A 26,753-nucleotide genomic window follows, 5' to 3' on the forward strand; every position below is an offset into this window, starting at 1 on the left:
AGAGGCCCCGCCATGTCAGCGGCTTGCCTGACGCCAACCCTATCTTTCAACGATCTTGATGGCTACGTTAGCGATTTTCAACCCCGTTAAGAAACAGTTTCTCATGACAGTTTTCAACGCTGCTGTTCTGTTTTGTTTGACAGCAGGGGCGACAGCCCTTGGCCAAACGACGAATAGTTACATCCCCAAGATCGTGCCTCCTTCCCCTCAGGCAGCGACGCTGACCCGGTATGTGGATATACCGGTTAGCTATTATACGGGCACTGCAGATATATCCATTCCCGTCTACACAATTCAGGAAGGCAAACTAAGCCTGCCAGTATCAATCAGCTATCACCCTTCAGGAATCAAAGTGGCCGACGAAGCCGGCCAGGTGGGCCTGGGCTGGGCGCTGAATGCCGGCGGAGTCGTTGCAAGAACGGTGATGGGGGAAGATGACTTCAGCCTCGGTAGATATTTTTCCAATCAGGATAATTTGCCCGCAAACACGTTCCCGAAGACCCAAATGCAAATGGGAGCTAAGGTAACCGGCGACCCGAGCAAATTCAGTTTTGATTTTTACGCCCAGCAGGGCGGTGGTTCGACGTCGCTGCAGCTCAAGGCAGAGGACGGCATGGCCAACGAATACGAGCCGGACATTTACAATTTCAACTTTGCCGGCTATTCCGGCAAGTTTATCATCAGCCGGACGAGAGAGATCATCATGAATGAGAAGAGCGATATTCAGATCAGGATGATTGAATCAGGTAATCCGGTTACTGTTTCCTGGGAAATAAAAACACCTGACGGGACTGCCTATCTGTTCAACGAAAGGGAGACCTTTCGTTCGCCTGGCGGGGCGGCTTCGGTTTCCTCGTGGTATCTCTCTCAGATAACCTCGCCGGAGGGAGCGCAGATTACGCTTAGTTACAACACCATCGTCGATGCCAAAAATTATCCGCAGGGGGCTATTACCGAAACCATGGGAGTTGGAACGATTGGAGACGTCTGTATCAGTGGCGGCAGTCCGGTCTATAGTGCTTCCCATACGATCGAGCGCATGCCGGCCAGGTACATGTCTACGGTGTACTTAAACGAGATCACCTTCCAGAATGGCTCCGTCAGGTTTGTCTTCGAGAGCAGGGAGGATTTGCCGTATGATAAGAAGCTCAAAACCATTGAAATATACAGCAAGGCGGGTGGAGTGAAAACCCTTTTGAAAGCATACGATTTCAGCTATTCTTATTTTGACGGGAGTGCCGATGCCGATGTGGCAGCCACAGGCGATGGGTCAGTATCCAAAAGACTGAAACTGCTTTCATTGACCGAGAAATCCGCTGGCGGGAGTACTTTGCCCCCTCACACTTTTACTTATTTCGAAGGAGGAAATTATGATTTACCTGCGAAAACTTCGTTCGCTCAGGACCATTGGGGATACTTTAATGGCAAACTGAGCAATCAAAGCCTGATTCCCACTTTCACCGCATTCAGTGGGATGGATGCAACCAAATCTCTTTTCGGTAAAATGACCGGGACTGAAAGGGATGCAGGCCCGGATTACAGCAAAGCGTTCAGTCTGAAAAGAATTACCTATCCCACCGGCGGATATACCGAATTTGATTACGAAGCCCATGATTACGACGTTAATAAATCCGATCTAAATGATTACTCCTATGCGGGAGGGCTTGGGACAACGCTGGCGGAAAAAGTGGTTCCTTTCCTGTATAACAATGGTCAAAAGGATGTGCCTCAGGATTTTGAATTCGACCTTTCCCGCGCAGCTACAGGACCGGGCGGCCTGACAACCAATTTGAAACTCGAGGCCTTTGTCAGGTTTAATGATGTGACGGAATGCAACATATTGTCGGGACAGACGCGTAAGGTATTCTTCGAATTGATCGAAAAGGCTTCCGGCCTTTCCATAGGAGTTTACGACATGCTTGCCATGCAGGAGTGTACAGACAATGTCAATGGACTGCCCTCTCCCTGTATCAACAAAGGATGCTATTCACTGAACGGCAAATCGGTCAGCGGGGGTTTCAAACATACCAATACCTTTTTCGATATCATGCCGGGCAAATACATCTGGCGCGCCACAGCCGGTGACGGAACCGGGTTCGGACTCGGCAATTTTACCGTTAAATTATCCTGGTATGAACCGGCGGAGCAGACTCCCGGCGCCATGAAAACGGGCGGTGGTCTTCGGGTAAAATCCATTACTGCCAACGACGGAGTAAAAAGCAACATCAGGACATTTACCTACAGGCTTACCGAGACTTCGACTGACGGCCAAAGCATTACAAAGTCGTCGGGAAGGTTGATGACAAAACCGCAATACACCTATGCGGAAGACAGGGTATGCGTTCAAAGCAACGGAGGGGCCAATTATGATTACAAGTATTACCGACCCGTATTCCGTACTTCAAACAGCGTTATTCCGCTGAGTACTTCCGCTTCAGGGTCTGTGGTGGGCTACGATCAGGTGACGGTCGCCTACGGCGCAAACGGGGAATACGGGCAATCTGTTTTTTACTATGATAACCAGTCGGATGTGGTCAATAATTTCGGCTATTTCCGGCCTCCGCTTCTGTCCAGCAAGCCCTTTAAATCAAACGGCAATTTGTTAAGACAGGAAGATTTCGTCAAATCAGGCACCGGTTTAGTCAAGGTAAAAGAGCTGGAAAACGAGTACTACCTGAGTACGCCTGTTTATCAATATGCAGCCGAATTGAGAAGCATCTCCGAGCCCTTTGCCGGCGGGGCTATCGTCACCTTGAAGAAGCACGGATTCTTTTACCCGGCGATGATAAAGAACTGGAATTATCTCAAAAGCGAGAAGACCAGAGTATACGACCAGGGTTCTGCGAGTGCATTCGTGGAAACCCGCAAAGAGTATTTCTATACGAACACAATTTATACCCAGCTCAGTCAAATCAGGACGTCCGACAGCCGGGGGCGCAACGTCGTTACAGACTACAAATATCCCTTTGACTTTTCTAGCGGCGTATATCCCGCCATGGTAACCCGGAATATGGTTAGTCCCGTTATTGAAGAAACAACCAGCCTGGAGAATGGCGCAGTTTTGAATTGGATTAACACCGAATATTCCAACCCGGGCAGCGGTTTGTATTTGCCAAAGAAGGTGCAACGAAAGATCGGGCAGGGAGCGGCATTCACCGTGGCAGAGTTCTTAACTTATGACGGCCGTGGAAACCTTCTCACCTACAAGGAAAAAGACGGGGCTACTACGAAACTGGAATATTACGGGACCAACGATGAAGGCAAGATCGACCTGCTCAAATCAAAAACTGACGCCGACGGAACGACCGCGTCGTCCAGAACATCCTACAATTACAAACCCCTTGTCGGTATTCAGTCAGTCAGAGGTCCTTCCGGCAAGGTCACCTGGTATAACTACGACGTTTTTGGCCGTCTTTCTGACATCCGCGAGGATACCAGCACCGGCAACCTGATCAAAAGTTTCCACTACAATTATGCCGGCCAGGGAGGCTGGAGTAACGGAATTGTCGACGATCCGGGAGTAGATACCCTGTCTACCCTGGGTCTCATCTCTGTGGCCGGCTGCAATTTCAACATTGCGCTCTCAGCCAGCCCTGCCAACCCCAATACGGGTCAGTCGGTAACCCTGACGGCGGCCTGCGCCGGTACAGACTGCAACAACCTGACCTATAGCTGGACCGGGCAGGGCGTGACCGGCACCGCTTCAACCACGACATTCGGCGCTCCGGCTGCTGCGGGCAGCTACAATTATTCGGTTAGTGTGGCCCGGACGGGGTGCAGTACACCTAAAATCGCCAGCCTGCCACTGCCCGTTGGACCCACCGGGGAGGCTTGTTACGTTCTGGCACCGGCCAGCTATCCCGACAGACGGCTTTCCAACCACAATGGTCTATTGAAAGTAAAAGCCCAGGATGGCACAGCCTCCCAGATATGGGAATTGAGCAGCCAGGGGACAGGCTTTTCAAAGATCATTTCGAAAGGAAGTACCAATGGTGCCGGTATCGGCAGCGTGCTGGGCGTGGCCAGTCAGGGCAACGCTGAAGGCAATCCGGTGGAATTGCAAACCAGCGCCACGGGTGACCACCAGTTATGGGAGATCAGTGCAATGACCGGATCAGATCAGGGCCGGGACAAGTTTGTCCGGAAAGGAACCACGTTGCGCATCGGAAGCCGGTTCAACTGGGGAGCTGGCTCTGATAATTTGGACGATCCCGCCAGCGATCTGGCACTCGCCAATGACCCGAACAACGATTTCGGCGGCAATAAATGGATTAAAACGTCGGTAGGATGCCCGACAGGTCCGTGTACGCCGCCCGCCAAACCGGTGATCAGCCTGGCTACAGGCAGCGGCAGCACCGTTTGCGCTGCAACCAACCAGAAGGTAACCCTGAAAACGAACGGCAGCGGGACGATCAAGTGGTATAAAGACGGGGTATTAATTGCAGGAGCGGCAGGAACAACCTACGAAGTGACCGTGGCAGGCAGCTACACAACGACGACAACTTCTACCGGCACTCCGACCTGCACCAGTACAGTTTCGGACGCGTACAATGTTTTGCAAACGACCGGTTGTGCGTTATCCGGAGATGACCGGTGCATCGTGACACAGGTATGGCTGCTATGGCGGGATGCGGACCACCAACGGTTGAAAAAGGCGACGATCCAGGGATCGGACGATGGCGTGAACTGGACAACGGTACACACCTTCGATGCGAATGCGACAGCGGGTTGGAATATCGCACCGATTGCGAGTCCGAGAAAGTTCCAGCACATCCGGTACGCGGCCAACCCGACCGACGGAGTGGGGGATCTCAAGGAAATCCGCTTCTACCACGACAATTCTATTCTGACAGGAACCGGATTCGGTTCCGAACCGAACATAAATGGTCTGGGCTGGGCGAACGCCCTGGACGGGAACGAAGCTAACGCGTGGCATGCAGCCTACAATACTGAAGGGGCGCATCCGGGCAATACAAACTTTGTCGGGCTGACTCTTCCCTGTGCGACGACCTGTATCAAACCGACGATTTACAAGACGACAGCCGGCAACCTGGTTTGCCCCGGGAGTAAATCAGCGACGCTTATAGCTTCCGGGTTTACAGGTAGCCTGCGCTGGTACAAAGATGGTGTTCTGATCTCCGGGCAGACTGAGAAGACTCTGATAACGAGCGGCGCAGGGGCATATAAAGCATTATCGACAAACGGGACGTGCACCAGCGGTGTCTCCAATGAGATTGTCCTGCAACAGGATCCGGGCTGCATGCCATCCGGAGACGACCGGTGCATCGTGACGCGGGTGCAGCTGCTGTGGCGGGATGCGGACCACCAACGGTTGAAAAAGGCGACGATCCAGGGATCGGACGACGGCGTAAACTGGACAACGGTACACACCTTCGAGGCGAATGCGACGGTGGGTTGGAATATTGCGCCGATCGCGAGCCCGAGAAAGTTCCAGCACATCCGGTACGCGGCCAATCCGACCGACGGAGTGGGGGATCTCAAGGAAATCCGTTTTTACCACGACGATTATATTCTGACAGGAATCGGATTTGGTTCCGAACCGAATATAAGCGGACTGGGCTGGGCGAACGCGCTGGACGGGAATGAAGGTAATGCGTGGCATGCGGCCTACAATACGCAAGGGGCGCATCCGGGCAACACGAACTTTGTCGGGCTGACGCTCCCCTGTGCGACTACCTGTGTCAAACCGACGATTTATAAAACGGGCGGATCAGAAGTGTGCGCCGCTTCGAATAAGACCGTTACCCTGATTGCTTCCGGTTGTACGGCGGATGTCAGCTGGTTCCGCGATGGCGTATCGACAGGTACCGGACTGACCCATACGACCAGTTCGCCGGGAACGTATACGGCAAAATGTTCTTCCGGAGGCCGGATCAGCGAAGCATCCCCGGCTATTTCCGTTGCCCAGTCATCCGATTGTGGCGGCACGACGTGTATTCCTCCCGGCAAGCCGACCATCAGCCTTTCGGGCAGCAACACGACGGTATGTTTCGCAAAGAGTCAGCGTGTTACGCTAAGTACCAACGCCACCGGAACAATTCAATGGTATAAGGAAGGTGTAGCCATTAGTAGCGCCACCGGCTCGACATATGAAGCGACTGTCGCCGGCAATTATACCGTGACCTCAACGGTCAATTGCATGAGCCCTGCCTCAAATGTATTTGCCGTGCCGCAGGCCGGTTGTGCAGAAGGATGTAACCAAACGGTTACGGTAAACATCCTCCATTGCATAGATGCAGAAGTGTCTGAAAATGCCCCGGGAATGAACTACGGTTCAATAAGCGAGTTCGCTCTCAGTACTTCCGGTACGATACAATCGTCAAAAACTACCCGGGCATTTATCAATTCCGAAGAGTTTCAGAATATACCCCAGGGAGCCATAATTACCTCTGCAACCCTGGATCTGTATGGAATAGATGCGGCCGGTGCAATACATACCTCCGGCAACACCGGCCTGGCCTGGGGTGGCAGCCCCGCCCCATTCCTGATACAACGGGTAACAGGAGCGTGGCAGGAGTTGCAGGTGAACTGGGGGAATCAACCTCTGACAAGCCCCGATAATCAGGTGGAATGTGCCGCTCCAAGCACTCAGTGGAATTACAACACGACAGAGAATGTCACCCAGCTCATACAGGACATGATCAACCAGCCGAAAGCCTCCCGTTACGGTCTGGCGCTCAGACTGCTATCGGAATTGCCAGGCCGATCAGTTGTGTTTGCGTCAACGGATGCAATTCCGGGCCGTCGTCCCAAATTAACGATCACCTACAAGACCTGTCCGTAATGGATAGTTGGCCGGCCTCGTTTATGTCATCTTTTTAAAAAGGATAAATCTTTTCTGATAGCAATGATCGCATCGCCTACCTGTTTTCGGCTTCTGCTCCTGGTTGCAATTCTCGGCAGCCGGAGCCTTTTCGGACAAAGCACCGGGAAGAACTTCGTGTTGGAACGTACTTACAAAGGGCCTCGCACCGCTGTCAGCGGGAACGTCAGGGATGCGGTCCAGCAGGTAAGCTATTTTGATGGTCTGGGCCGGCCTTTGCAGTCGATCAATGCCCAGGCAAGCCCCCTGCTTACAGGAAGTCGCCCGGCAGACCTGGTCAGCCACACCGAATACGATGCGGCGGGCCGGGTTTCGAAAGTATACGCGCCCTACCCGCAGGCGTATCAGGCTGCCAGCGCATTCGGAAACGGAAGGTATGTCAATGCGGACAGCGCCGTAGCTAAATCGGTGGCATTTTATAACACGACAGCCAATTTCGATCAGAACAATAACCGGGGATATACGCTGACCGAATACGAGGCGTCGCCGCTCAGCCGTGTAACGAAGCAGTTTTCAGTGGGTTCCGACCGCGCTGTAACCACCTCCTACGGCTCCAATGCGGCCAGCGAAGTCAATCGGTATGATGTTTCCGGAGATAATCCGGTGCGTAACGGGTACTACGGGGCCGGGCAGTTGGTTAAAACCAGCGTAACCGATGAAAATGGGAATGTGTCCGTAGAATTTAAAGACAAAAGCGGGTTGACCCTGCTAAGATCTGTTCAGGCATCGTCTTCCACGTGGTTGAACACGTATTATGTCTACGATGATCTTTCCCAGCTCCGGTTTGTGTTACAGCCTGAATACCAGAATGAAGGCAGCGTCTCTAAATATGCCTTTAAATATACGTACAACGATCGGGGGCTGGTGAGCAGCAAATATGTGCCGGGCGGGGGGACAACCGAGATGTGGTACGACAATCGCGACCGGCTGATTGAAAGCAAGGACGGCAACGGGAAATACACCTATTTTAAATACGATGAGTTAAACAGGGTAATTGAAACAGGGGAAAAGGCTGGCACAACCTACCGGGCACTGGTAAAAACACATTATGATACGTATTCGCCTCCGTTTAGCGGAGTGCAGACGTTTGTCAGCGGCTATGGCAATGGGTATCCCGCTGCCCGCAGCATGAATGTGAATGGTCAGGTAACCGTAACCGCCGCACGCGTATTAAACCCGAATGGCGAATACGACGACGCGAAAGACGTCTGGCTTTGTACCACCATCTATTACGACGATCGCTTCAACGTCATCCAGACAATCCGAAACCTTTTTGATTTGGGAGGTAACAATAACAACTACGAATATGTAGTAAAGCAGATCCGTTTCGATGGTCGCGTCGAAAAAGAGCTTATCGAGCAAAAGGTGAGTACAGGAGAGCATTTTGTTGAGAAGCAATACACCTATGACCATGCTGACCGGCTGCTGTCTGTCAGATATGTGGTGAAAAAAGACGGCGCGGAGAAGAAGAACATCGTGGTAAGTGCAAGCCGCTACGATGCCCTCGGGCAGTTGAAAAAGAAGTTTCTCCATTCTGCCGACAGCCGGAGTTTCCGGGAACAGCTCGATTACAGCTATGTTCCCAGAAGCTGGATGAGCAAAGTAACAGGTAAGACAGGAGCCGGGGAGAACTTTGGAATCGAACTCAAATATGCCAATGCAACTACTCCCCAATACAACGGGAATATCGGAGAAATGCTCTGGCGGCAGGCTGGCTCCGCGACCTGGCCAGGGTATAAGTTCACGTACGACGGCGCCAACCGTCTGTCCAAAGGAGAAGGCTCCGGCTATGATTACAGCGAAACGGTTTCGCTCTATGATCTGAACGGAAACATCCGAAAATTGCAACGGAAGAAGCTGACGGCTACCTGGGATGATCTGACCTACACCTACCTCGACGGCAACCGCCTCACAAAGGTGACGGATGCAGGCACGGCCGAGGGTTTTAACAACGGAGCTTCCGCCGACAGCACAGACTACAACTACGACGGTAACGGGAACATGACCCGGGACAAAAACCGGGGAATAGCAGACGGCGGCATCCGATACAATATCCTGAACCTACCCAGGGAAGTGGCGATCAATAACCTCACCATGAAATACCATTACGATGCCGCGGGCACGAAGGTTCGGATGGAAAGAGGAACAGAAAACACCAAGTACGCCGGTTTCTTTGAGTACAACAGCAGTAACTACCTGACCCGGATCGGCATAGAGGAAGGGCAGATTACGATCACCAATAACGGCGCAGGTATCAACGACTATTCGGTTGACTATTACCTGAAAGACCACCTGGGCAATGTACGCCAGGTCATTAACGAAGCGGGAATGCTTTTACAGGAAACGGAGTATTTTCCGTTTGGATTGGCAATTCCACGGACGGCCGGAACGAACAAATACCTTTATAACGGCAAGGAAAAGCAACCGGAGACGGGCTGGCTGGATTACGGGGCAAGAATGTATGATCCGACGGTTGGACGATGGATGGCTGTCGATCCATTGTCAGAAAAGTCAAGACGTTGGAGCCCGTACAATTATGGTGAAGATGATCCCATGGGAAAAGTAGATCCTGATGGCATGGAAGCAGGCCCCGGGGGGCAGGTCATCGGAAATCCTAAAATTCTGGTCGCCGAAGGCTTCAGGCAATACCTGCAAGCTGCCGGCTCTTTTATTGATAGATTTTTTGTAAGCTCGCAAACGGCAGGAGATACAAAAATAAGCGATGCGAAAACCGGAGGTTCTGAGGTGCTCAAGGTAGCATCCTCGGTGAATGTCACTTATACGACGACTGTTTCAACTAATTTGGCGGGGCTCATGAAGATGAATAGCGAAAATAAACCAAAGGGACCGCTGCTGAATGTTACCAATACAATGGTTACCAGCCAGCAAACAGAGGTTGAAGGAAGTGCGACAATTCGGGGGGCGGATGTCAAGGTGACCAACACAACCAATATTTCCAGCGATAAAGTGTCGAATACAACTGAATTTTCCGTTGGCAAAACGATTACAGTCAACGATAAATTGAGTGCCGGAGCAGCGGCATACATATCTCAGGAACGCACATCCAGTAGGGGAACTCTTAGCTCGCAAACGGACATAGGTCTCAAGGCGAGCGTCACGTATACACCGACAACCGCGACCAATCCAACGTATAATCGGGCGGCCGGTTCAACTGTTACCCAAACGTTTAAAATAGGGTTTATCGTGGATAAACGCTGAGAAAAGGTTACTAACCGGATCGCCGCTCTTCATGCTCTTCGAGATGTTCCGCAGGACATCTCGAAGCCAGATAAAAGAAGATATCTTATCTTCAAAACCTGGTGTTCACCAGTGAGGCGCCTTCGGAAGTAATTAGGGGGTGATGATGTTTCCAGATTTAAATCTGGATTATCTGGACTTCGAGATGTCCTGCGGAACATCTCGAAGAGCGGGTGGGTATATTTGCCGGATATTCGAAATCCCGGCTATTATAGCTCTAATGATCCAATGGTCGAAAGATTCATTGTGGAGTATTCTACAAAACCTATATTTGTGATATGAAGACGTTCGCCAGTATTGAAGAAGCCTTCCAATGGTGGCTGGAAAACATTTATCCGTCATTACCGCCCGATGTGAAAAAGGGCAAACCCGTTTCCGCCTGGCGGGATTACAAACACGGCGGCGGTGTCTCTGAAAAGCGTATGAAGGAGATCCTGACGGAATTCGGCCCGTTTGAAATTCAAACGATTATCACATACAAGACGTAATTTTTTTATTTCAATTTTGTAGAATATTCTACAAATGAGTAACAGAGAAAAACCCGACAGGTACGTTTTCGAGGCAGACCTATCGGGCATGTCCAACCAATTTTCCAACCAGTGAACAGACCAAAGGTATGACAACCCAACCCAATCCACAAGTATGCGCCGCTGCCACCCTCCGGCATGAGGAGCTTCTCCGCCTGATCCGCCAGTTCGACGACGAGATCGGTCTCGATGTGCTCAGCGAAGTGATAACAGAATTATTTATGCTTTACCTGGCCGAAGCCAATGAACACCAGTATCCCATGGAGGAGGTGACGGGAACAGCGATGGTAGTGAGTAAGGGGTTGTGTTGGTTGGGAGGGGTGGGGAGAAGATAGATTCTCGACTTGTAGTTTTTAAGCTTAACATTTACTGATCCGCTCTTCGATATATCCTTATGGAACAATTCGAAGAGCGGGAAATTCTTGAACCGAGTATTTGATGTGTTCGTCAAAGATGTGCTACCGTCATACTCGCCCGGAAGAAATGAAAAGTATCATCACAAACTACTACAACCCCATGTCCGCAAAATTCAAAAACTGGTTTCTCTTCCTGTCCGTAGTCGCCGGTCTGCAGGCCGTAACGCTCAAAGATGCGGGATACGCCAGTTTTGCAATCTGGGTACTACTCGGTAAGGATGTATTCAAAGAAGCGGCGGAAATGCTTATTCCGCCCGAAAAGAAAGAAGAAAAAGACTACGTAAAATAGGTTTTGAGGTATGTAAAAAGCCGGGATGCTGTCCCGGCTTTTTCTATTTCTGCCCGCGATCGATGCGGTGAAACCAAATAAAATTCTGAGATCCGCACACTGTAGCATCCGTTGACATTACATATAATTCTGTCTCCTATCCTGTTTTGTGAGAAATATTCTGTCTGAATATTGTGGATTAGTCCAGGCCATCCGACAATGTGCCCCTTTCACGGGCGACCATAGAATAATACTAAGTATTCACCCGGATTGCGCTAGGATTATTTGAAGAAAATAGCCTATCGGTTACCATAACTCATTGCATTTTTCGAATTATACTATTTCACGGTATTTGGGAATTAAAAATTTCCACAGAACTATGCTGTCAGATTTAGCAAAAAGACCGCTATTGAAGGATTTACCAACCCATTAATCTCTTTTTTATGGACCGTTCCGGTTTTGTAAAAAGTATACTTGCCCTGACAGGCACCGCTTTTGTTTACGGTTGCAAAGATGTCGTGGATGAATTGACGGATACGTATTCGTCGCCCACTTCCAAAGAGGCGCAGAACTGGTTTTCGAATCAGTACCTGAAGACTGTCGGGGGAGGAAGAACAGCAGGCGTTTCAGTGGCGCGGGAACTGGATTGGAGCAAACAGCAGATTGCCAAATCCGCCAAACACGATTTTATCTGGGTGCCCGTTGCGTATAAGGGAGACGAAAAGGGATGTGCGATGTTAATGTGGCGGGAGGGCGAAGAGCACGTGCAGCAACTGGCCCAATACCTGAGCTGGACCGTTCGGGAGGGATTTCTCGTTTACCGGAAGCCAACCGGTGAGTACGACGGGTTTCTGGCTCAGCTGGCCTATGATCCCCAAAACTCATCGACGGATCCTGCACGTTTCACCGGACTGGTGGTAAATGCGGATTGGAATGAGAATATATTGCGGTCGTGGCGGTTTCTGGATGGAAAGCTGGTAAATTACTACAATCCTGAAATAAAGACGAAAGCCGGTCGGACACAGGGGTGTACCGTGTATTACACGCAATACGCAACAGTGACAGGAACGCCAACGGCTGGTGGTACGGCAGTGACCTATACGTTGACGACTGTGCCTCACGTTACGTGTTATGACGATCCCTTCACGGGGAGCGATCAGGGCGGGTATACGGGCAGCGGCGGGTATTCTCCCAGCAATACCGGTGGCTATTCCCCGCCCCCGCCCCCGGTGTATATTAACTGGAAATCCACTGATCTGACCAAGTATGTCCGGGAAATTGAAAACAGGTTGGTTACGCCCTGTTTCAACGCGGTTGCGGACAAATTGTTTAGTCTGGCTTCCACCGATTCCCAGAAATTGGGTGCGTATGTGGGCTACATGCTCAACACCCTGATGTCTCCTTCTACCAATGTCAAGATTGAACTGTCAGAGGAGAATCTGGGTAGTACAACGGATGGCGTATTCCGCGTAGATCGTAATGTTCCTTACCAAGCCCAATTAGTGCTCAATACGCAGGTGCTGCAAAGCGCGAGTAAGGAGTATATCGCGGCGACGCTTATTCACGAGTTGGTGCACGGACTCTATAATGAACAGGGATCAACCTTGAAAGTGGATCAACAGCACGCTGAAATGGCTCAGAAATACATAGAACCAATGACGGATGCATTGGTTGGTTTGTATGGCATGGACAAGTTCCATGCCAAGGCGCTGGCTTGCGGTGGTTTACCAGGCGCTTATGATGCATTGGGCTTATCGTTGGAAGATCAAACCAGAATGAATCAACTTGCAAAAGGATATCGAAATGGAACCTTTGGTCAAAAATGTCAGTAAGGGGCTTTTGCCCGTGTTTTTTTTCTTTTCTGCCTGCGTGTGCTTTGCGCAGGAAGTGGATCATGGCATCCGCTTTACCCATCAGGTGGTACGTAATAACAAAGTGTATGTTTCGCCAACGGGATTTATTGCCAGGGGTGGGGAGGTTAACAGCTTTAATGAAAAAACAAAGGGTGTCGGCTGTTATTTTGGAACCGGGTGGGTACGGTTTAAAGTAGTAGATTCCCATAAAATTGACAGCATCAGTATAGAGGGACGTATGCCTGAATCGTTCAAAACGGTGTATTTACGGGGCGTTAAACAGAGTGAACGATACTGGGAATGCCTGGATTGCGCCGAGAAAAAAAAGGGATATTGGATCATTATTCCAATATTGATCGGCTATTCAGCGGGTTGTTCTGAAAATAACAAAACCGAAGAAGAAATGTATGGTATTCTTCATGATTATTACGTCGGCATGTTTCGCAGTTGGAATCAACCGGATCGTTTTGGTGCGTTAAAACTTGGAGAAAGGACATTGCTTTTGGACCCACTAGAAGAAATTTCAATGCAGTAACGGATATCGAAACAGAGCGGGGAACATCTCGAAGTGTGAGAAACAAAAAAGCACTTACGATTTCGTAAGTGCTTTCGTGGTCACGTAGGGATTGGGGGTGACCATGTAAAACATTGATAATTAAGCCGTTAGAATGTTAAAATTCTGCCTGTACCCAAATTTGTACCAGAAGGAGCCTTAAAAAATGCTCCCGGCGCAAATCCGGCTGACGTGAGTACAGGCTCAGATTTTCCCACCAATGCGGTAATGAGGCGGCTTTGTTCGGCTACTCTGTCTTCCAATTCTTGAATGTACTTCCGGAGATATTCCGGCAAATCGTAGTTGGCAGAACTGCGGAGAGCCGCCGGAGATTGATCCGTGTAATCGGTCGCGACCTTGCCGCCCCGCTGCCGGGAAAGAATTTCCGAAGTTTCTACCTGTAAGATTTTCGCCCACATTTCAATCTCCTCAATTGGCATCGAGTTTCTCCGAAACGTGTCATAGGCATAGGTACGCCCTCTTCCGACTTGTTCAGAAAGCCAATAAGCCTTCATTTTTTTTTCAGTCGCTATCTCCTTGATAACCAGCCCAATAGGTTTTGTCATGGCAACAAAGTTTAGTTTTTTATTGTTGGATATTGCAACATTCAGATTTTGTGTCGTAATGTTGTGCGGTAATCGATTATCAAATATGCGGTAACAGGTTATCAAAAACAAGCCCTTTAACAAAAATTGGCAATGCACAATCTGAAAAAAGCAATCGGTTCCGTACTCTCTCAGGTCGAGACAGTAGAGCAAAATCCCTCTCCTGAAAACATCATGATTCTGAAAGCGACCGTTACAACCCTTCACACGGTTTGCCCGGAGGACGAAACGGAAAATCCTTTGTTTCAGGCTGTTAGCGGTGCATTCGCGCCGGTGCTGAAAGACATTGTGGCGCAATTTGTCGGCGATCCTGATGAAGTGGAGATTACCACGCCGGACGGGAAAGTCGTGGATTTCGCCGGAGCCGAAGCCTGAAAAAATCCGAAGGAGTCTGACTCCTTCGGATTTTCCCTTTTTGCAACAACTTGAAATCTGATGAATACAGCGCAAACAACATCGTCAACCGTGATCGGCCGGGCCTACGAGTCCGCACCGAAAGAGGTTCAGCAACGCTTCAAAAAAGCCCTTCCCGGTAACGTGGATCAGGTTTTCCGGAAGTTGTACGGTCGGGACAAGCCCGCCGAACTGACCAATCCGGGCCGAGTGTTGCTTAACGCAATTCTGATTTTAGGCGTAAAACCCGAAGACCTTATCAACCAATGACGGCAACCCTTGTAGTAATGGGCTTTATGTTCGGCGTATTGGCCGGAATCACAGGAACCGTAGTGCTGTCTTATCTGAAAGAATATCAGCACTTTAACGAAGTGACCCGCCCACAAATCAACGAATAATCATGCGTCTCGACGATTTGAAATTTAACCGACACGAAAGCATTCCCGGCGCTTGGAAAGCCTACGCAACCTTCCCGGATGGTGTTTCTGTCAGCGTTATGAAAGGGCCGCATCCGGCTGTCAAATGCGGGCCTACGACTTTTGAAGTCTGTATTCTTCGGCACCGGCAGCCGACGCCTGTTCAGATCGACGGCGAGTCAATCGGGCCGACCGTGGCGGATTGCTCCCCATATCTTTTGTCTCAGATTCTCAGTGTTTTAACACCCCAATAAATTCCCTCACGATGAACCAGATCAAAGAATCAAAGGCTAAGCATGCCTCGATCTTCAACCCTCGGACTGAGGGAGACAAGGCAATTTTATCGGCGCAATGCCCATACTGTCGGAAAGTTTCAGATTTCAATCAGAAATCCTATCTGTCCGGAAAGTGTAAGTGCGGCTGCGGCGGACACTTCAACGGAAAGGGGCTCGTATTCCTTTCCTGAAACGGCATCCCCTGAGGGTGCCCGGCTCTGTCTACTTGGCGGCTGACAACCGGGAGCGTAAGGGGAGTACTGTGATGCGGTTGAGGGCCGGGGACGCGAGTCGCCCGGCCTGACCCGAACCCCTCTCAAAAACAACCGCGGAACAGTACCGCGAAAAAAAGCCGCCCGGCCTGTGGCCGATCCATCCCGACAATCCAAACCCCTCCCTGCTATGCTAGTCCAGTTCAACCAATTCTCAACGAATCTCCCTCTCGCTGTCAACCCGGCGCACGTCGTCGGCATTGTTTCCGCTCCCCTTTGGCTTGACTCGGAAAAGCAGACGGATGCGCCGGTTACCCAAATTCATACCACCTACGACGTTGCCGTCTACGCTGTTACCGAATCCCTTTCCGAAGTAGTAAAAAAGCTCAACCTGTCAATCTGATGAACGTTCCTCGCACCGTCGAATACTTCATTACGAAGTTGACAGCCGCGCAAACGAAAACGGCGTTGGCAAAGGCTGAGAAAATTATGCGCCGGGAGTTTGACGAAACGGCGAAGGTTCAGCATCACATTAAGTACGTGCAATGCCTCGGGGAAACGGAAGCATTCCGGGAATTGGAAGCTGACCGGCAAGCATACGGGGCGGTTCTGGAGATTCTCCAGAACATCCGCAATTACGGCACATGGGACGGCGCAAAGGCGCTCCACGGCTCAAAACAGGGTGAGCAACTTTCGCTCGTCTAAAGTACTCTCTTACAGGCGATTGACCCGCGCCGCTCCCCCCTCCCTCGATAATAATAGAAACATCTTCCGGCAAATCCTCTTTCATGCAAACCACCCTCCCGGCCAACCTTTCAAAATCTTACCGTTTCGGCTACACGGTGCGCAACAAAGCGTATGAAAACCGCGAGCTATCAAAACAGATTGACGCCTTCCTCTCTGACTATGAAATCGAATTGCCTGACAATCGGGAAGACTTTGAACGCTACCGGTCCCGGATATTCCATTATGACCAGCACGGCGACGTTTTGGACTCCCGTTTTGCCGACCTCGTAAAACTTCGTTACGCGGTTTCCCGGTGCCGGGGCTACTACGCGCACTTCGCGCAGGGTACGACGGAACGGCTCGTCCCTATGGCCTTTTGGTACAGCAAGCATAAGCTATGCCATGTTTGGAACTGGCGGAAATCTCAGCTGATCCGCTCCCGATACCTGAACTACCTCAAAGAAGCCCGCGACGCATCCGGGCGGCTGCTCATTGAACATTACCGGCCAATGCACCTTGTTTTGACCGTACCGCACGAAAAAGGTATCTGGCAGGGGAAAAGGTTCTACGCCCGCGAGATTATAAAGGCGTTCACTCTGATGCGCAAGCGCGATTTCTGGAAAGAAATGATCTACGCGGGAGAATACGGGGTAGAGATCAAACGGGGGCGCTCCGGAAACGGCCTGCATATACATATCCACTCTTTCATTCTGCAAAATCCAGAGTACCAAATAAACGAGGTGAGGGACGCGATAGAGGCGAATTGGCGGGATGTGACCGGTAACAATACGGGCTATTCGGGCATACACTACGAAACCCTGTATACGTGGGAGAAGACGCCGGACGGCTCGCTACAAAAGCGGTATATACGTCCGGGAGAATCTGATCTTTCCGAATACCTCGGGGGAGTGATGGAGTGCATCAAATATCACTTCAAACCGGATGCACTGGAAACGGAAGACGGCAGTTTCGATATTCTTCTTATAGACGAAATCCTGAGCAATACAAAGAACGTCCGGCTCTATTCCCGGTTCGGGAAATTCTACCGGGAATCTGCTCTGAACTTCAATCGGCTTGAAGCTGATCCGGAGGCTGTCGACGTCGACGCGGAAGAGACAACGGAGGCGGAGCCAATGGGAAATACCGACGGAGTAGAAGAGAGAGTAGACAATCCGTTTACGGGCCTTCCTGCTGGCCGTAGCGAGTTCGGAATTTTGGTAGGCTCTCCGCTCGGGGTGATGTACAAAAAACGTCTCAGCGGGGCTAAGAATCGCTCGGAGGTCATCGAAATGAATCCGTCCCGGTACGAACCTTTTGCGATAGTACCGAAGGGGCTGTCTTTGAAGGCGGTTATCCGGCTTGACCTTACCGGGAAGCTCCGGGAGGAAATCGAAAAAATCGCAGTACCCAATCAGTCATTTCTAAATACCTGACCTATGAAAAAAGTAGTAATTATTGATCCGTGGGTAGAATACCATTTCGGTTTAGAGGTTGGAATGACCTACGAAACCGTTCCGGCCCCGGATGGACTTGAAGAGGGCTACGGATGGGTTTATGTGTATTCTGAGAAAGAGAGGTGCCCTGTCCGAATCTTTGAAGGAGAAGAATTTAGTTATGTGACCAGTGAAGAATAAAAATCAATACCATAACCTATAGACAATCAGCATGTTACGTTTTGAAGTAATCGGAAACATCGGTCAAGATGCCGAAGTCAAAAATGCCAATGGCCGGGAGTTTGTGACGTTCTCGGTGGCGCACAATCACAAATACAAGAAAGGGGACGGTACGGAGGTATCGGAAACGGTTTGGATTTCCTGTACCAGCCAGAACGCGAAACTCGCTCAATACCTCAAATCCGGTACCCGCGTATTTGTGCGCGGGAATGGCCGGGCGGAGGTGTACAAGAACCGGGACGGGCAGGCATGCGCGGGAATGCGGATGCAGGTTACAGAACTGGAATTCCTGAGTGCCAAGAAAGACGACGATACGCCGGACGATGACCCGACGCCGTTCTGATAGAAGAAGCCGCTACGTAATGCGTAGCGGCTTTTTTATTGAACGTATAGATACAAAGAAACCCGGCGCGCAAAACGTGCCGGGTTTTTGATTTTATCCAACCCACAATTAAACCGGCCTAGCCGGGTAATTGCTTATTAAAACAAAGATACGAAAAAAAAATATCCCTGCAATATCGCCGCAAAATCGTTTGCGTTTGCAAGAATAAACGGCGCAGAATGCCTGAATAAAGCATGTTATATGCTTGTATTATCGTACAATTCATCCGGATTTAGTGGCTTTCCAAGGTGAGAAATAATAGCTCTAACCTGATCCGGAGTAAAGAATACCTTTCCTTTTTTTAGTCCGACCTTATCCGCAATAGGTCTGATTTGCTTTTCAAGCGTTCTCCAATCGAGTACACCGTAATAGCTGCATAAATCAGCCTTTGTTTTTACGTCCGTTAATTTACGCATGCCTGAACGTTGTTGTTTTCTCTGTCATAAATATACAAAAAGTTGCATTTAAAATTGAACAGAAAGCAATCTTTCGGAAGTCAAAGAAGAAACCAAATGTTTGATTGGTATGTAGAACAGCAAATAAACAGAACGCCTGTTTTTCAATTCAAAGAAGGTCGTCCGGAAGTCGGAATAGATCGAAAGGAAATAGGCGGCCCCGGAAACGGATTGAATAACGGTAGTGCCGATAACCTACCCTACGACTGGAAAACAGACGAAAGGATTTATCATAAAACCGTTCCCGATTTGATCCGTAAACTGAATGATGAAATTCAGTCTCTGGTGTCCTACATAAACAAGAAAGCACGCGACCTTAATAAGAAAGACATTATTTCAAAAATTGGTCGTATCGTTTCAAGTGTAACGTCCGCCATTACCGACGTTCTGAGTAAGATTCCGGGAGTTGGTGATCTGGCAGGTTTGTTGGGCACGATTTCGCAGACTCAGGTTGCGATTACAGACGCCGCTACAGAAGCCGCTGCAAATAAAGATGTAGAGGCTATTGTAAAAGCAAAGGACGCTATTCTCGTTCGTCAGTTTGTTTTGCAGATCGTTTCCGAACCCGGATTCTCAATAGACTGGAACAAATACACGCTTGCGACTGGATTTGATTTTTTTGACACCGAAAACTATCCTGCAACTGTGCAAGAATTGCAGAATACTTTAGGTCTGAATACACAAACAACTAACTCGAATAGCAAAATGGGTATCGTGATTATCGCAATCATCCTGCTGTTACTTATCATGCGTAACTAATGAATCCGTGGATTTTAATCGGCCTTGCTATTGCGGCGCTGCTTTACTTTCGAAAGAAGAGTATCGATACTCCCGGAAGCGGATCGTCTGTTCAGACGGGAGACGGCAATTCAGGCGGTACGTCAGGGGGTAATGCCGGAACGACTGGCGGGAATACCGGCAATTCCGGCACAGGCTCCGGTAGTGGTTCAGGCAGTGGGGGAGGGGAGGTAAGTACAGAATTTATTATTGGCGAAAGCATAGCCAATTCGCCGAACTATGGGGTTATCGTGGTAACGATTCCTTTACACGTAAAGAACACTGGAACACGGTCGATTTACGTCGACAAAGGAGAACTCAATTCAACGGCGCGGTATATCTACGACCCAACCGTCGTGAATCGCGTTATGACGCAAATAAAGCCTTATACGGCGGCGAAACAGATCGGTATAGATATTGCTCCGGGCGAAACGAAAAGTATCGGATTTATGACCTTCGAACTTCGCGGCGAAAACTATTTGTTTTCGTCCGTGATCGGGAAGAATCAGGGGACGATTTACTTTGACGGGACCGGCGTATTTCTTGTCAGTGGACAAATAAAGAACGTAACATTTTCGTCCGTATTCAGAACGTAATGAAGAATAAAACACTGATTATTTTGCTCATTGTGGCAGGCGTTATTTTGCTTGTCTGGAAGAAAGTGAAGGCCGTAGTAGGCTTGGAGTATGCGTTGGGATTGCCGGGCAAATTCAAAATTCAAAACGGCGCTCAGGGTAAAGAACTGCATTTCCGTTTGCCGGTCGATGTGAAGAACCAGCGCAATACGAAACTGATTTATCAGGGCGCGGACATTATGGTCACGTCCGCCGATAATAAGCCGTTGGGTCGGATTTGGGATACCAACCAAATCGAAATCGAGCCGCTCAATACCACGACGGTTTATCTGCCGGTCATCCTATCCGGGCAGAACACAGTAAACCTGCTTGTTCTTGCCGCTGCTGCGATTGCCTCCGGGTGGACAAAAGAACAACGTTCTGTTGTCTTCAACTTTTCCGGTGATATAAAAGGAGAGGGTTTCACGATCCCGATTACGGCGTCGGTTTTGATTGATCCACTCGGGAATTTTTACTGATAAAAAATCATGGCAGATACCAAAACCCCTATCAACTGGACGGATATTATCAAAACAGGGATCAGCTCGATTGGTGATATTATCGGGAGTATCAACGGTAACAAGTACAATAATTACCCTGTTCAGACCCCCTACAATGGCACGTATATACCGCCTCAAAACAATAATCCCATAGATACCAGTGCGATCATGATTATCGCGGGGATTGTTGTCGTCTTTCTGGCTTTGAAAAAATAAGTATTCACGCTCAATTAACGATTAAAATCAAATGGTAAAACCCCTCTATAACGTTGGCTGGATCAGCGTAGCAGGTGTTCAGCACAACCTTTATTACTGCGAAAACAGCGACGGAAAAAAGCTGTTTGCCATTCTTCAAAAAGACGACGCGGCGGCGGCTGAGTCTACTGCGTACTGGAAATATCTTTCCCGCGACTACGTAGCCAGTCAGGAACAAACGAACAACGCGTATGTCGTACCGACTTTTGACTATACGTCATTTGTCAATGAGGCCGCACCTTCGTTCGTTGCCAGCGGCAAAATTTCCGACGTAACGAACGTTGCATCTGCTCAGGTGCGGCTTTACACCGGGCAACCCTTCTTTTCTCTGAAAGGAACCGGGGTAGCCGATTATACGCCGACGACTTCGGGGCTGGATTTGTCAACCAATACCGGCACGACGACCACAACGAACACCGGTATTTTGACCTCGATCGGTCTGGGTGGTGTGGACGACTTTTTCCGGAAAATTGACCCGCTGTTGCTCATTCTCGGTGTGATTCTCGTCTACCTGTTCATCATCCCGAAAAAGTGGAAAGCGAAGCTCGAAAAGATGTTTAAATAACATCTGATCGAAAAGGAATACCCTGCGCAATGGGAGGGAGTAAATCCTCTGATTGAAACCTCCCTATACATTTCATTCAATCACTCGCGATAAAAAAATGGCGAAATACAAGAAACTGCCGAAGCGGCCTAAGCAATCGTCTAGCCTTGAAGTCTGGAAAGCCTACGAGGATAAGGTGAAAGACGTACAAAAGTATAACGCGCAAATCGACGCGGAAAAGAAGGCGAAAGCCAACATTCAAAAGAAGCTGAAAGGCGCGAAAGCGCACAAATAAGCGCCCGATTTTCGACTTGTTGTTAAAGAGCAACCGCACCTATTACCGTTATGGAAAAGCTGTTACGTTTTATCGAAATGCATAAAGCATTCCTCTGGCGAATTGAAAAGGCCGGAACTGTCGTCTTCGAATACTCTGCCGAAGACGGACGTGTAAATGAGGAGGAATCGCGGACGCATTTAAATGAAGCATATGACATGCTTGATTCCGGAAAGTACACGCTAAAGGCATGGAAAAATCCGAACGGACAACGGGGTGCGGTTGCTCTCCCTTTTGAAGTGAAAGGTGTCGGGTCGGCTCATTCCGGCGGTAGTTTTCCGGGCGGAGGTGATAGTATGCTGATTTTCTTTATGGGCTTGTATGAGCGCCAAAATCAGGAATTGCGCCGCATGCAGGACCAGTTAGCGGAAGAGAGTAAAAAAAGGATTTTGGACCGGGTGGAGATGCTTGAAAAGAAGCTGAAAGACGGAGACGATTCAAACGACGTTCCGGCACTGAAAGCATTTATGACCGAAACGCTTCCCGAAATTCCCGGTTATATTGATACGGTCGGAGAAGTAATGAAGATGTTTACAAAACCCGAATAGAGTGGCCTTAAAACCTGAAACTGCGCAAAATATTGGTGAGTTCGCGGGAACCGCGCTCACAATTTTGGGTGAGGATAAAGTATCTGAAACCCTCGCTGAAATTACGAAGCTGATGCGGCAGGACCCGAATACGGTTCAAAAGCTGCTCAGTCCAGAATTGATGCAAGCTATTTCGAAAATGCGGACGGACCTTGAAAAGGTACCTGCAAATGCTTCGAATATGAAAAAGCTGAGTGCCGTTGCTTCACACATTACGGTACTCCTTAAAATCCTGCAATAATGGCCGTTGAGGTAAAAAACAACACGATCAATACAGCCGTCTGGTTTATTATCATTCTGGTAGTGTATTTCATTCTGCGGGCGGATGCAAAGAAACGCCGTCAGGCAGAGGAATACGACCGTGTTGCGTCCGGTTCAGATGAAAACGCTCGTTTTGCGTATCTGCTTCATAATGCTTTCAATCCAGGCGGTAAAGTGCTGGGTGTGTCGCTTATTGATATGGACGGTACCGATAAAAAGGCGCTGTTTGAAATTGCGACGCAGATTAAGACATTTTCCGCCGTCTCTATCGCTTACGAAAACCTGTATAGCGAGGCGCTCGCAGATCGATTGAGTCAGGAACTTTCAGTATCAGACCTTCAGACGTTCTACTCCCTGATTAACAAGAAACCGGCGTCTGTAAACCCCGTTGCCGGGACAACAAAGGTTGTTGCCTTGGTGCCGACAAATGCCCTCGATCCGGATAAGCCAACGTCCGTAATGGCAAGTTGGGAGGCCGGTGATGAAATCGGAACCTATCTCGGCGAAATCGTTTGGATGCGGAAAGATGCTGCCGGGAATATCCTGTCACGTAACCAAATGGTAGTTGTCACGTGGAAGAACGTGTACGGCTTCGGAATGTCCCGCACCGGCTGGGTCTACAAGGCTAACGTAAGATTTCAATAACATGATTTTTGAAAACCTGATTCGGGCCGAAGTGCGTGCCGAAGTAGTGGCACGTTTCAAGACGCTTGCCCGGTTTATCGGCTGCTCCGCTGACGACATCGCCATTGTGGTAAAGGGGGAGTCCTCTTTCAACTTGAAAGCCTATAATTCCTCTGGCGGCGCTTCTGGCTGGTTCCAATGGATGCCCGCAACTGCCGCTGATCTCGGTACGACAACTGCCCAAATCCGGAATATGAACGAATTGCAGCAGCTGGATTTGTATGAAAAGTACATTCGGCGGCTCGGGTTGCAGGGCAAAATCAGGAATGTACTTGACCTGTATTTAGCGAATTTCTTCCCGGCTGCGGTGGGTCAGAAACTGACATTCCTGATTGCTGACAAAGACGGAAAAACGGATACGCGAATTACTGATACCGCTTGGCTGAAAAAGGTGTATTCGCAGAACGCGGGCCTCGATCAGAACAAAGACGGACGTATCACGGTGGGAGATATTCAGGCATGGTGTAAGCGGATATTCCCTGAGGCAAATTTCAACAATACCGAAGTACCTTTTTTTGGATTGCCGTCGTCATCCTCATTATCTGGTGGCGGCGGAAAAAGTAAAAAACCAAATGGCAAAAAAGAAAAATAAAGGCATTCTGGCCGTGCTTGGTATCGGTGCCGGGGTGGTGCTGCTCATGCGCAAGAAAGACCCCGTAAGCAACACGACTACACCGGTGACGACAACCCCCGGAACAGGTTCCGGCAACAACGGAAACTCGAACCTGACGAGTCCGGCAGACTATGCAATCTCGGAGATTAAGCCCTTGAATCTCCCGGTTTTGGATTTTGCCGTAAAGAACTCCTTCAATTGGGACGGTCTGCCGGATTTCCGGATGCCTGCCGGGACGACGTGGGTTTACGGTTCGTATATGTTCAATAAGGACGATATTCCGAAGCTGCTGGCGCACGGTTTTACCCATATTGACATCGACCGGGCGCACAACGTCGACGGGCATAAGTTGCTGACGAAAGCGCAACGGTACTGCCTTGTTACTTCGAATACGCCGCAAAGTATCGCGCCGAACTTCGGGCAAAACAACGATACCGTTACCACTCAAGCAAAGGCAAACGACGCCGTATCAAACGCGCTGGCGGGTCGTGTTCCGTGGTTTAACGAAGGCGACCAATATTGCGACATCTACGATTTCGACTTGGAGACCGGCGGGAATGACGCGACGTTTTTCGCTCTGGCCAATGCGGCGATTGCGTACACTAAGCCGAAATACGGTGTAAAGATGGCGTGGTATGCCACCGGGCCGAAGGGGTCAGAAATGTTCGGCGGATCGGCTCGCTGGGACAACTTCAAAGACAAACTCGATTACTTCCAGGTGACGCCGTACGTACACGATCAGCGGGCGGCATTCGGCGGCGATCTGGCGCGGGCAAAAGATGAATCCGCCATGTGGATTTGGGACGTGACGGGCTGGCTGGAAACCTCTTATCCGCGTATGGCCGATAAGAAGGCGCTGAGCTGGTTTAGCTCCGGCTGGTCAGGTGATCCGGGCGGTGATTCGCTGGATCAATTCATCCGGCCCGATATGGCCGAAGGTATGCCGATCTGGCACGCAATCGGCGGCGGGATGCGCAACGGCGGCGGTTTGACCCTGTGGGGTTTTAACATGCCCCAATCGTATACCGGCATGGAAAAGAAGTTCTTTGAAGGCATGTACCGGGTGTCCCGCCTGAATGACTTTTTCGAGGGGGCAGGACAGACGTACAACAACAAAATGGAGTACAGCGAAGACGGCGGTACGACATGGAAAACCGACCCGGCCCGGACGTGGCAGACGGTTGAAAGCATGGACGACCCGTATGTCCGCTACGCCCAAAAAGGTAACGACATCGTTGTGGCCGCGTACTATCCCCGCCTGAGAACCGGACAAAAAGAAATCCTGATCCGGAAAGGGACATGGAAGACAGCTATCACCGTCAAGGCCCGCGAGACCTTTTTAGGCCGTGCGACGCTCCCGGCGTAAGTAATTGACAATCATTTATCTGCGATAAACCAATGGCAAGAAAACTTGTAACCGATCAGCAAGTGGTAGACGAATCGTCCGTACTCCTGTTGATGTGTAGCCATGCCGTGATTCACAACGAAGGGCAAACGTACTTTTCTGTCGATGAACACCGTCTGCCGCCCGGCACAAAATTAACGCTCGGTACGGAACAGGAAGGTAGTGAAATCGCTCAAAAGGTCGTCCTGAACTTCGATCAGACGCCCGGTACCCGGCGCGCTGTTGTTGACCGGCATTTCTACCTGTAGCACTCCGGGGGATGGTGTCTCGGCGCCATCCCCTGCAAAGACAATCAACCTTCAATCTATCATGTTTAAAAAACTGATTTTCTCCCTTATGGCACTCGGCCTTTTTTACTCTGAACTGTCCGCCAAAGCGATTCTCTGCAAAGCAAACGGGCAGGCCAATTACCCGTATGAAACTGTAAACGGCGCACTGTATGCGGCGGAAGCCGGGGATGTAGTTCTTGTAAACGGGAACATCGTCAACGAAAAGATTATCCTGAAAGATGGGGTGAACATCAATTTTAACGGGTTCAGCCTGAGCAATACCAACGGCGAAGAACTAGTTATTGACAACGGCGTACAGGTAAACGCGAAGGTCATCGGCCTCGGTAAAATCTCTTCGGCGAATACGATCGGCCAGCGCCCGGTAATTAGCCTGACCGGCGGTTCTACGGTGTATTTTGATCTGGAAGAGTGTGTTTCCGCCGGGTCAAAGATCATCAACACGACCAACGGCGATACAATCTATTTCAGCGCGAAAAGCATCATTCAAAACGGCGGCACTACCAACGGCATGTTTATGGCCGATAAACACAGCCTGATCGTTGTTCGCAATGCGGACATCCGCACGGAGGGCATCGGCTTTATGGCAGACGGGCGGCAGGAAGCGGGATTGCCGGCCCGGATCGTGGTCGAAAACAGTACGTTCTATTCCAAGTACGGCGCGTTCGTTCAATTCACCTCAAACGCGGATGTGACGATAGTCGACTGTCGGGTCCAGTGCGACGGTGTGCGGGCGGTTGTCATTTTAGGCGGCGGGACAAAGAAAATCACCGTCAAAAATACGGACATCGTTTCGACACAAACTTACCTGCAAGCGGCCTATAACGCGGCAAACGAGCCGGTATTTTATTCGTCAGTTGCAGATGGAGACATCCGCTTTGTCGGAACGAACACCATCAAAGCGACCGGCACTTCCAAGCCTATCGGCGGGCCATGTACCGCAAAGGTTCTCGGGAAACTGTATGTCAATCAGGCCAACGATGCCGGTGTAGTGGCGTCTATCGAGCCGATCACCGTTAACGCCGGAATCTGACCT

At 49.9% G+C, this 26,753-nt stretch carries 31 protein-coding genes; 29 read left to right on the forward strand and 2 right to left on the reverse strand.

What is annotated here, in order from left to right; translation table 11 throughout:
* The first annotated feature begins 58 nt into the window (after positions 1-58).
* The 7 genes from BLR09_RS17210 (at position 59) to BLR09_RS17240 (ending at position 13,701) form a co-directional block, all read left to right on the forward strand.
* Positions 59-6,805, forward strand: a complete 6,747-nt coding sequence (locus BLR09_RS17210; RefSeq protein ID WP_093204980.1) for a DNRLRE domain-containing protein — start codon at positions 59-61, stop codon at positions 6,803-6,805.
* Positions 6,806-6,964: 159 nt separating this feature from the next.
* Entirely contained in the window at positions 6,965-10,063 is a 3,099-nt protein-coding gene (locus tag BLR09_RS17215) for a DUF6443 domain-containing protein (protein ID WP_218126677.1), read from the forward strand.
* A 317-nt stretch (positions 10,064-10,380) separates the two neighbouring features.
* Positions 10,381-10,590 (forward strand): hypothetical protein, encoded by a 210-nt coding sequence (locus tag BLR09_RS17220; RefSeq protein ID WP_093204987.1) that lies wholly within the window; start codon positions 10,381-10,383, stop codon positions 10,588-10,590.
* A gap of 128 nt (positions 10,591-10,718) precedes the next feature.
* Positions 10,719-10,964: a hypothetical protein gene (locus tag BLR09_RS17225; RefSeq protein ID WP_093204989.1), complete on the forward strand. Its 246-nt coding sequence runs from the start codon at positions 10,719-10,721 to the stop codon at positions 10,962-10,964.
* A 181-nt stretch (positions 10,965-11,145) separates the two neighbouring features.
* A complete protein-coding gene (locus BLR09_RS17230; protein ID WP_218126679.1) occupies positions 11,146-11,334 on the forward strand; it encodes a hypothetical protein in 189 nt (62 codons plus the stop codon).
* A gap of 422 nt (positions 11,335-11,756) precedes the next feature.
* Complete coding sequence (locus BLR09_RS17235; protein ID WP_093204996.1) at positions 11,757-13,145, forward strand: hypothetical protein; 1,389 nt, start codon at positions 11,757-11,759, stop codon at positions 13,143-13,145.
* A complete protein-coding gene (locus BLR09_RS17240; RefSeq protein ID WP_143011136.1) occupies positions 13,117-13,701 on the forward strand; it encodes a hypothetical protein in 585 nt (194 codons plus the stop codon). The genes BLR09_RS17235 and BLR09_RS17240 overlap by 29 nt, the downstream gene beginning before the upstream one ends.
* Positions 13,702-13,829: 128 nt before the next feature.
* Here the strand turns inward: BLR09_RS17240 and BLR09_RS17245 are convergent, their stop codons facing one another.
* The gene (locus BLR09_RS17245) at positions 13,830-14,285 is read right to left on the reverse strand and encodes a hypothetical protein (RefSeq protein ID WP_143011137.1); all 456 of its coding nucleotides are present in this window, start codon (positions 14,283-14,285) and stop codon (positions 13,830-13,832) included.
* A 132-nt stretch (positions 14,286-14,417) separates the two neighbouring features.
* On the opposite strand from BLR09_RS17245, the gene BLR09_RS17250 reads away from it, so the two are divergent.
* The 9 genes from BLR09_RS17250 to BLR09_RS17280 all read left to right on the forward strand — a co-directional run bounded on the left by BLR09_RS17250 (position 14,418) and on the right by BLR09_RS17280 (position 18,362).
* Positions 14,418-14,699: a hypothetical protein gene (locus BLR09_RS17250; protein WP_093205004.1), complete on the forward strand. Its 282-nt coding sequence runs from the start codon at positions 14,418-14,420 to the stop codon at positions 14,697-14,699.
* A 60-nt stretch (positions 14,700-14,759) separates the two neighbouring features.
* Complete coding sequence (locus BLR09_RS17255; RefSeq protein WP_093205006.1) at positions 14,760-14,987, forward strand: hypothetical protein; 228 nt, start codon at positions 14,760-14,762, stop codon at positions 14,985-14,987.
* The gene (locus BLR09_RS25880; protein WP_262507499.1) at positions 14,984-15,115 is read left to right on the forward strand and encodes a hypothetical protein; all 132 of its coding nucleotides are present in this window, start codon (positions 14,984-14,986) and stop codon (positions 15,113-15,115) included. Before BLR09_RS17255 ends, BLR09_RS25880 begins: the two co-directional genes overlap by 4 nt.
* Positions 15,116-15,117: 2 nt before the next feature.
* The gene (locus tag BLR09_RS25325; protein WP_143011138.1) at positions 15,118-15,387 is read left to right on the forward strand and encodes a hypothetical protein; all 270 of its coding nucleotides are present in this window, start codon (positions 15,118-15,120) and stop codon (positions 15,385-15,387) included.
* Between the two features lie 423 nt (positions 15,388-15,810).
* Positions 15,811-16,023 (forward strand): hypothetical protein, encoded by a 213-nt coding sequence (locus BLR09_RS17260; RefSeq protein WP_093205009.1) that lies wholly within the window; start codon positions 15,811-15,813, stop codon positions 16,021-16,023.
* Positions 16,023-16,325 (forward strand): hypothetical protein, encoded by a 303-nt coding sequence (locus BLR09_RS17265; protein ID WP_093205012.1) that lies wholly within the window; start codon positions 16,023-16,025, stop codon positions 16,323-16,325. Before BLR09_RS17260 ends, BLR09_RS17265 begins: the two co-directional genes overlap by 1 nt.
* Before the next feature lie 83 nt (positions 16,326-16,408).
* A complete protein-coding gene (locus BLR09_RS17270; protein WP_093205015.1) occupies positions 16,409-17,779 on the forward strand; it encodes a rep family protein in 1,371 nt (456 codons plus the stop codon).
* A gap of 3 nt (positions 17,780-17,782) precedes the next feature.
* The gene (locus BLR09_RS17275) at positions 17,783-17,980 is read left to right on the forward strand and encodes a hypothetical protein (protein WP_093205017.1); all 198 of its coding nucleotides are present in this window, start codon (positions 17,783-17,785) and stop codon (positions 17,978-17,980) included.
* 31 nt (positions 17,981-18,011) lie between these two features.
* A complete protein-coding gene (locus BLR09_RS17280; protein WP_093205020.1) occupies positions 18,012-18,362 on the forward strand; it encodes a single-stranded DNA-binding protein in 351 nt (116 codons plus the stop codon).
* Positions 18,363-18,598: 236 nt separating this feature from the next.
* Here BLR09_RS17280 and BLR09_RS17285 read toward each other — a convergent pair whose 3' ends face one another.
* The gene (locus BLR09_RS17285) at positions 18,599-18,817 is read right to left on the reverse strand and encodes a hypothetical protein (RefSeq protein ID WP_093205023.1); all 219 of its coding nucleotides are present in this window, start codon (positions 18,815-18,817) and stop codon (positions 18,599-18,601) included.
* 96 nt (positions 18,818-18,913) lie between these two features.
* On the opposite strand from BLR09_RS17285, the gene BLR09_RS17290 reads away from it, so the two are divergent.
* From BLR09_RS17290 to BLR09_RS17345, 13 genes are all read left to right on the forward strand, one after another.
* Complete coding sequence (locus BLR09_RS17290) at positions 18,914-19,615, forward strand: hypothetical protein (protein WP_093205025.1); 702 nt, start codon at positions 18,914-18,916, stop codon at positions 19,613-19,615.
* A complete protein-coding gene (locus BLR09_RS17295) occupies positions 19,615-20,229 on the forward strand; it encodes a hypothetical protein (protein WP_093205028.1) in 615 nt (204 codons plus the stop codon). The genes BLR09_RS17290 and BLR09_RS17295 overlap by 1 nt, the downstream gene beginning before the upstream one ends.
* Positions 20,229-20,726, forward strand: a complete 498-nt coding sequence (locus tag BLR09_RS17300; protein WP_093205030.1) for a hypothetical protein — start codon at positions 20,229-20,231, stop codon at positions 20,724-20,726. Before BLR09_RS17295 ends, BLR09_RS17300 begins: the two co-directional genes overlap by 1 nt.
* 9 nt (positions 20,727-20,735) lie before the next feature.
* Complete coding sequence (locus BLR09_RS17305) at positions 20,736-20,963, forward strand: hypothetical protein (protein WP_093205032.1); 228 nt, start codon at positions 20,736-20,738, stop codon at positions 20,961-20,963.
* A 31-nt stretch (positions 20,964-20,994) separates the two neighbouring features.
* A complete protein-coding gene (locus BLR09_RS17310) occupies positions 20,995-21,567 on the forward strand; it encodes a hypothetical protein (protein WP_093205034.1) in 573 nt (190 codons plus the stop codon).
* Between the two features lie 97 nt (positions 21,568-21,664).
* Positions 21,665-21,841: a hypothetical protein gene (locus BLR09_RS25545; RefSeq protein ID WP_176785592.1), complete on the forward strand. Its 177-nt coding sequence runs from the start codon at positions 21,665-21,667 to the stop codon at positions 21,839-21,841.
* Positions 21,842-21,891: 50 nt separating this feature from the next.
* Positions 21,892-22,428, forward strand: coding sequence for a hypothetical protein (locus BLR09_RS17315; protein ID WP_093205037.1), 537 nt, complete (start codon positions 21,892-21,894; stop codon positions 22,426-22,428).
* Position 22,429: 1 nt separating this feature from the next.
* The gene (locus tag BLR09_RS17320) at positions 22,430-22,708 is read left to right on the forward strand and encodes a hypothetical protein (RefSeq protein WP_093205039.1); all 279 of its coding nucleotides are present in this window, start codon (positions 22,430-22,432) and stop codon (positions 22,706-22,708) included.
* Positions 22,708-23,373: a hypothetical protein gene (locus BLR09_RS17325; protein WP_093205042.1), complete on the forward strand. Its 666-nt coding sequence runs from the start codon at positions 22,708-22,710 to the stop codon at positions 23,371-23,373. The genes BLR09_RS17320 and BLR09_RS17325 overlap by 1 nt, the downstream gene beginning before the upstream one ends.
* Position 23,374: 1 nt before the next feature.
* Entirely contained in the window at positions 23,375-24,004 is a 630-nt protein-coding gene (locus BLR09_RS17330; protein WP_093205044.1) for a transglycosylase SLT domain-containing protein, read from the forward strand.
* Complete coding sequence (locus BLR09_RS17335) at positions 23,985-25,391, forward strand: hypothetical protein (RefSeq protein ID WP_143011139.1); 1,407 nt, start codon at positions 23,985-23,987, stop codon at positions 25,389-25,391. The genes BLR09_RS17330 and BLR09_RS17335 overlap by 20 nt, the downstream gene beginning before the upstream one ends.
* Before the next feature lie 32 nt (positions 25,392-25,423).
* Positions 25,424-25,678, forward strand: coding sequence for a hypothetical protein (locus tag BLR09_RS17340; RefSeq protein WP_093205049.1), 255 nt, complete (start codon positions 25,424-25,426; stop codon positions 25,676-25,678).
* 61 nt (positions 25,679-25,739) lie between these two features.
* Entirely contained in the window at positions 25,740-26,750 is a 1,011-nt protein-coding gene (locus BLR09_RS17345) for a hypothetical protein (protein WP_093205052.1), read from the forward strand.
* Positions 26,751-26,753: the final 3 nt, after the last annotated feature.

This window comes from Siphonobacter aquaeclarae, from assembly GCF_900103285.1.
Lineage (GTDB): Bacteria > Bacteroidota > Bacteroidia > Cytophagales > Spirosomataceae > Siphonobacter > Siphonobacter aquaeclarae.

Bases quoted from the DNA above. Each gene is read 5' to 3' on its own strand.
- BLR09_RS17210 (WP_093204980.1), top strand. From the start codon at position 59: ATGGCTACGTTAGCGATTTTCAACCCCGTTAAGAAACAGTTTCTCATG.
- BLR09_RS17220 (WP_093204987.1), top strand. From the start codon at position 10,381: ATGAAGACGTTCGCCAGTATTGAAGAAGCCTTCCAATGGTGGCTGGAA.
- BLR09_RS17225 (WP_093204989.1), top strand. From the start codon at position 10,719: ATGACAACCCAACCCAATCCACAAGTATGCGCCGCTGCCACCCTCCGG.
- BLR09_RS17230 (WP_218126679.1), top strand. From the start codon at position 11,146: ATGTCCGCAAAATTCAAAAACTGGTTTCTCTTCCTGTCCGTAGTCGCC.
- BLR09_RS17235 (WP_093204996.1), top strand. From the start codon at position 11,757: ATGGACCGTTCCGGTTTTGTAAAAAGTATACTTGCCCTGACAGGCACC.
- BLR09_RS17240 (WP_143011136.1), top strand. From the start codon at position 13,117: ATGGAACCTTTGGTCAAAAATGTCAGTAAGGGGCTTTTGCCCGTGTTT.
- BLR09_RS17245 (WP_143011137.1), bottom strand. From the start codon at position 14,285: ATGACAAAACCTATTGGGCTGGTTATCAAGGAGATAGCGACTGAAAAA.
- BLR09_RS17250 (WP_093205004.1), top strand. From the start codon at position 14,418: ATGCACAATCTGAAAAAAGCAATCGGTTCCGTACTCTCTCAGGTCGAG.
- BLR09_RS17255 (WP_093205006.1), top strand. From the start codon at position 14,760: ATGAATACAGCGCAAACAACATCGTCAACCGTGATCGGCCGGGCCTAC.
- BLR09_RS25880 (WP_262507499.1), top strand. From the start codon at position 14,984: ATGACGGCAACCCTTGTAGTAATGGGCTTTATGTTCGGCGTATTGGCC.
- BLR09_RS25325 (WP_143011138.1), top strand. From the start codon at position 15,118: ATGCGTCTCGACGATTTGAAATTTAACCGACACGAAAGCATTCCCGGC.
- BLR09_RS17260 (WP_093205009.1), top strand. From the start codon at position 15,811: ATGCTAGTCCAGTTCAACCAATTCTCAACGAATCTCCCTCTCGCTGTC.
- BLR09_RS17265 (WP_093205012.1), top strand. From the start codon at position 16,023: ATGAACGTTCCTCGCACCGTCGAATACTTCATTACGAAGTTGACAGCC.
- BLR09_RS17270 (WP_093205015.1), top strand. From the start codon at position 16,409: ATGCAAACCACCCTCCCGGCCAACCTTTCAAAATCTTACCGTTTCGGC.
- BLR09_RS17275 (WP_093205017.1), top strand. From the start codon at position 17,783: ATGAAAAAAGTAGTAATTATTGATCCGTGGGTAGAATACCATTTCGGT.
- BLR09_RS17280 (WP_093205020.1), top strand. From the start codon at position 18,012: ATGTTACGTTTTGAAGTAATCGGAAACATCGGTCAAGATGCCGAAGTC.
- BLR09_RS17285 (WP_093205023.1), bottom strand. From the start codon at position 18,817: ATGCGTAAATTAACGGACGTAAAAACAAAGGCTGATTTATGCAGCTAT.
- BLR09_RS17290 (WP_093205025.1), top strand. From the start codon at position 18,914: ATGTTTGATTGGTATGTAGAACAGCAAATAAACAGAACGCCTGTTTTT.
- BLR09_RS17295 (WP_093205028.1), top strand. From the start codon at position 19,615: ATGAATCCGTGGATTTTAATCGGCCTTGCTATTGCGGCGCTGCTTTAC.
- BLR09_RS17300 (WP_093205030.1), top strand. From the start codon at position 20,229: ATGAAGAATAAAACACTGATTATTTTGCTCATTGTGGCAGGCGTTATT.
- BLR09_RS17305 (WP_093205032.1), top strand. From the start codon at position 20,736: ATGGCAGATACCAAAACCCCTATCAACTGGACGGATATTATCAAAACA.
- BLR09_RS17310 (WP_093205034.1), top strand. From the start codon at position 20,995: ATGGTAAAACCCCTCTATAACGTTGGCTGGATCAGCGTAGCAGGTGTT.
- BLR09_RS25545 (WP_176785592.1), top strand. From the start codon at position 21,665: ATGGCGAAATACAAGAAACTGCCGAAGCGGCCTAAGCAATCGTCTAGC.
- BLR09_RS17315 (WP_093205037.1), top strand. From the start codon at position 21,892: ATGGAAAAGCTGTTACGTTTTATCGAAATGCATAAAGCATTCCTCTGG.
- BLR09_RS17325 (WP_093205042.1), top strand. From the start codon at position 22,708: ATGGCCGTTGAGGTAAAAAACAACACGATCAATACAGCCGTCTGGTTT.
- BLR09_RS17330 (WP_093205044.1), top strand. From the start codon at position 23,375: ATGATTTTTGAAAACCTGATTCGGGCCGAAGTGCGTGCCGAAGTAGTG.
- BLR09_RS17335 (WP_143011139.1), top strand. From the start codon at position 23,985: ATGGCAAAAAAGAAAAATAAAGGCATTCTGGCCGTGCTTGGTATCGGT.
- BLR09_RS17340 (WP_093205049.1), top strand. From the start codon at position 25,424: ATGGCAAGAAAACTTGTAACCGATCAGCAAGTGGTAGACGAATCGTCC.
- BLR09_RS17345 (WP_093205052.1), top strand. From the start codon at position 25,740: ATGTTTAAAAAACTGATTTTCTCCCTTATGGCACTCGGCCTTTTTTAC.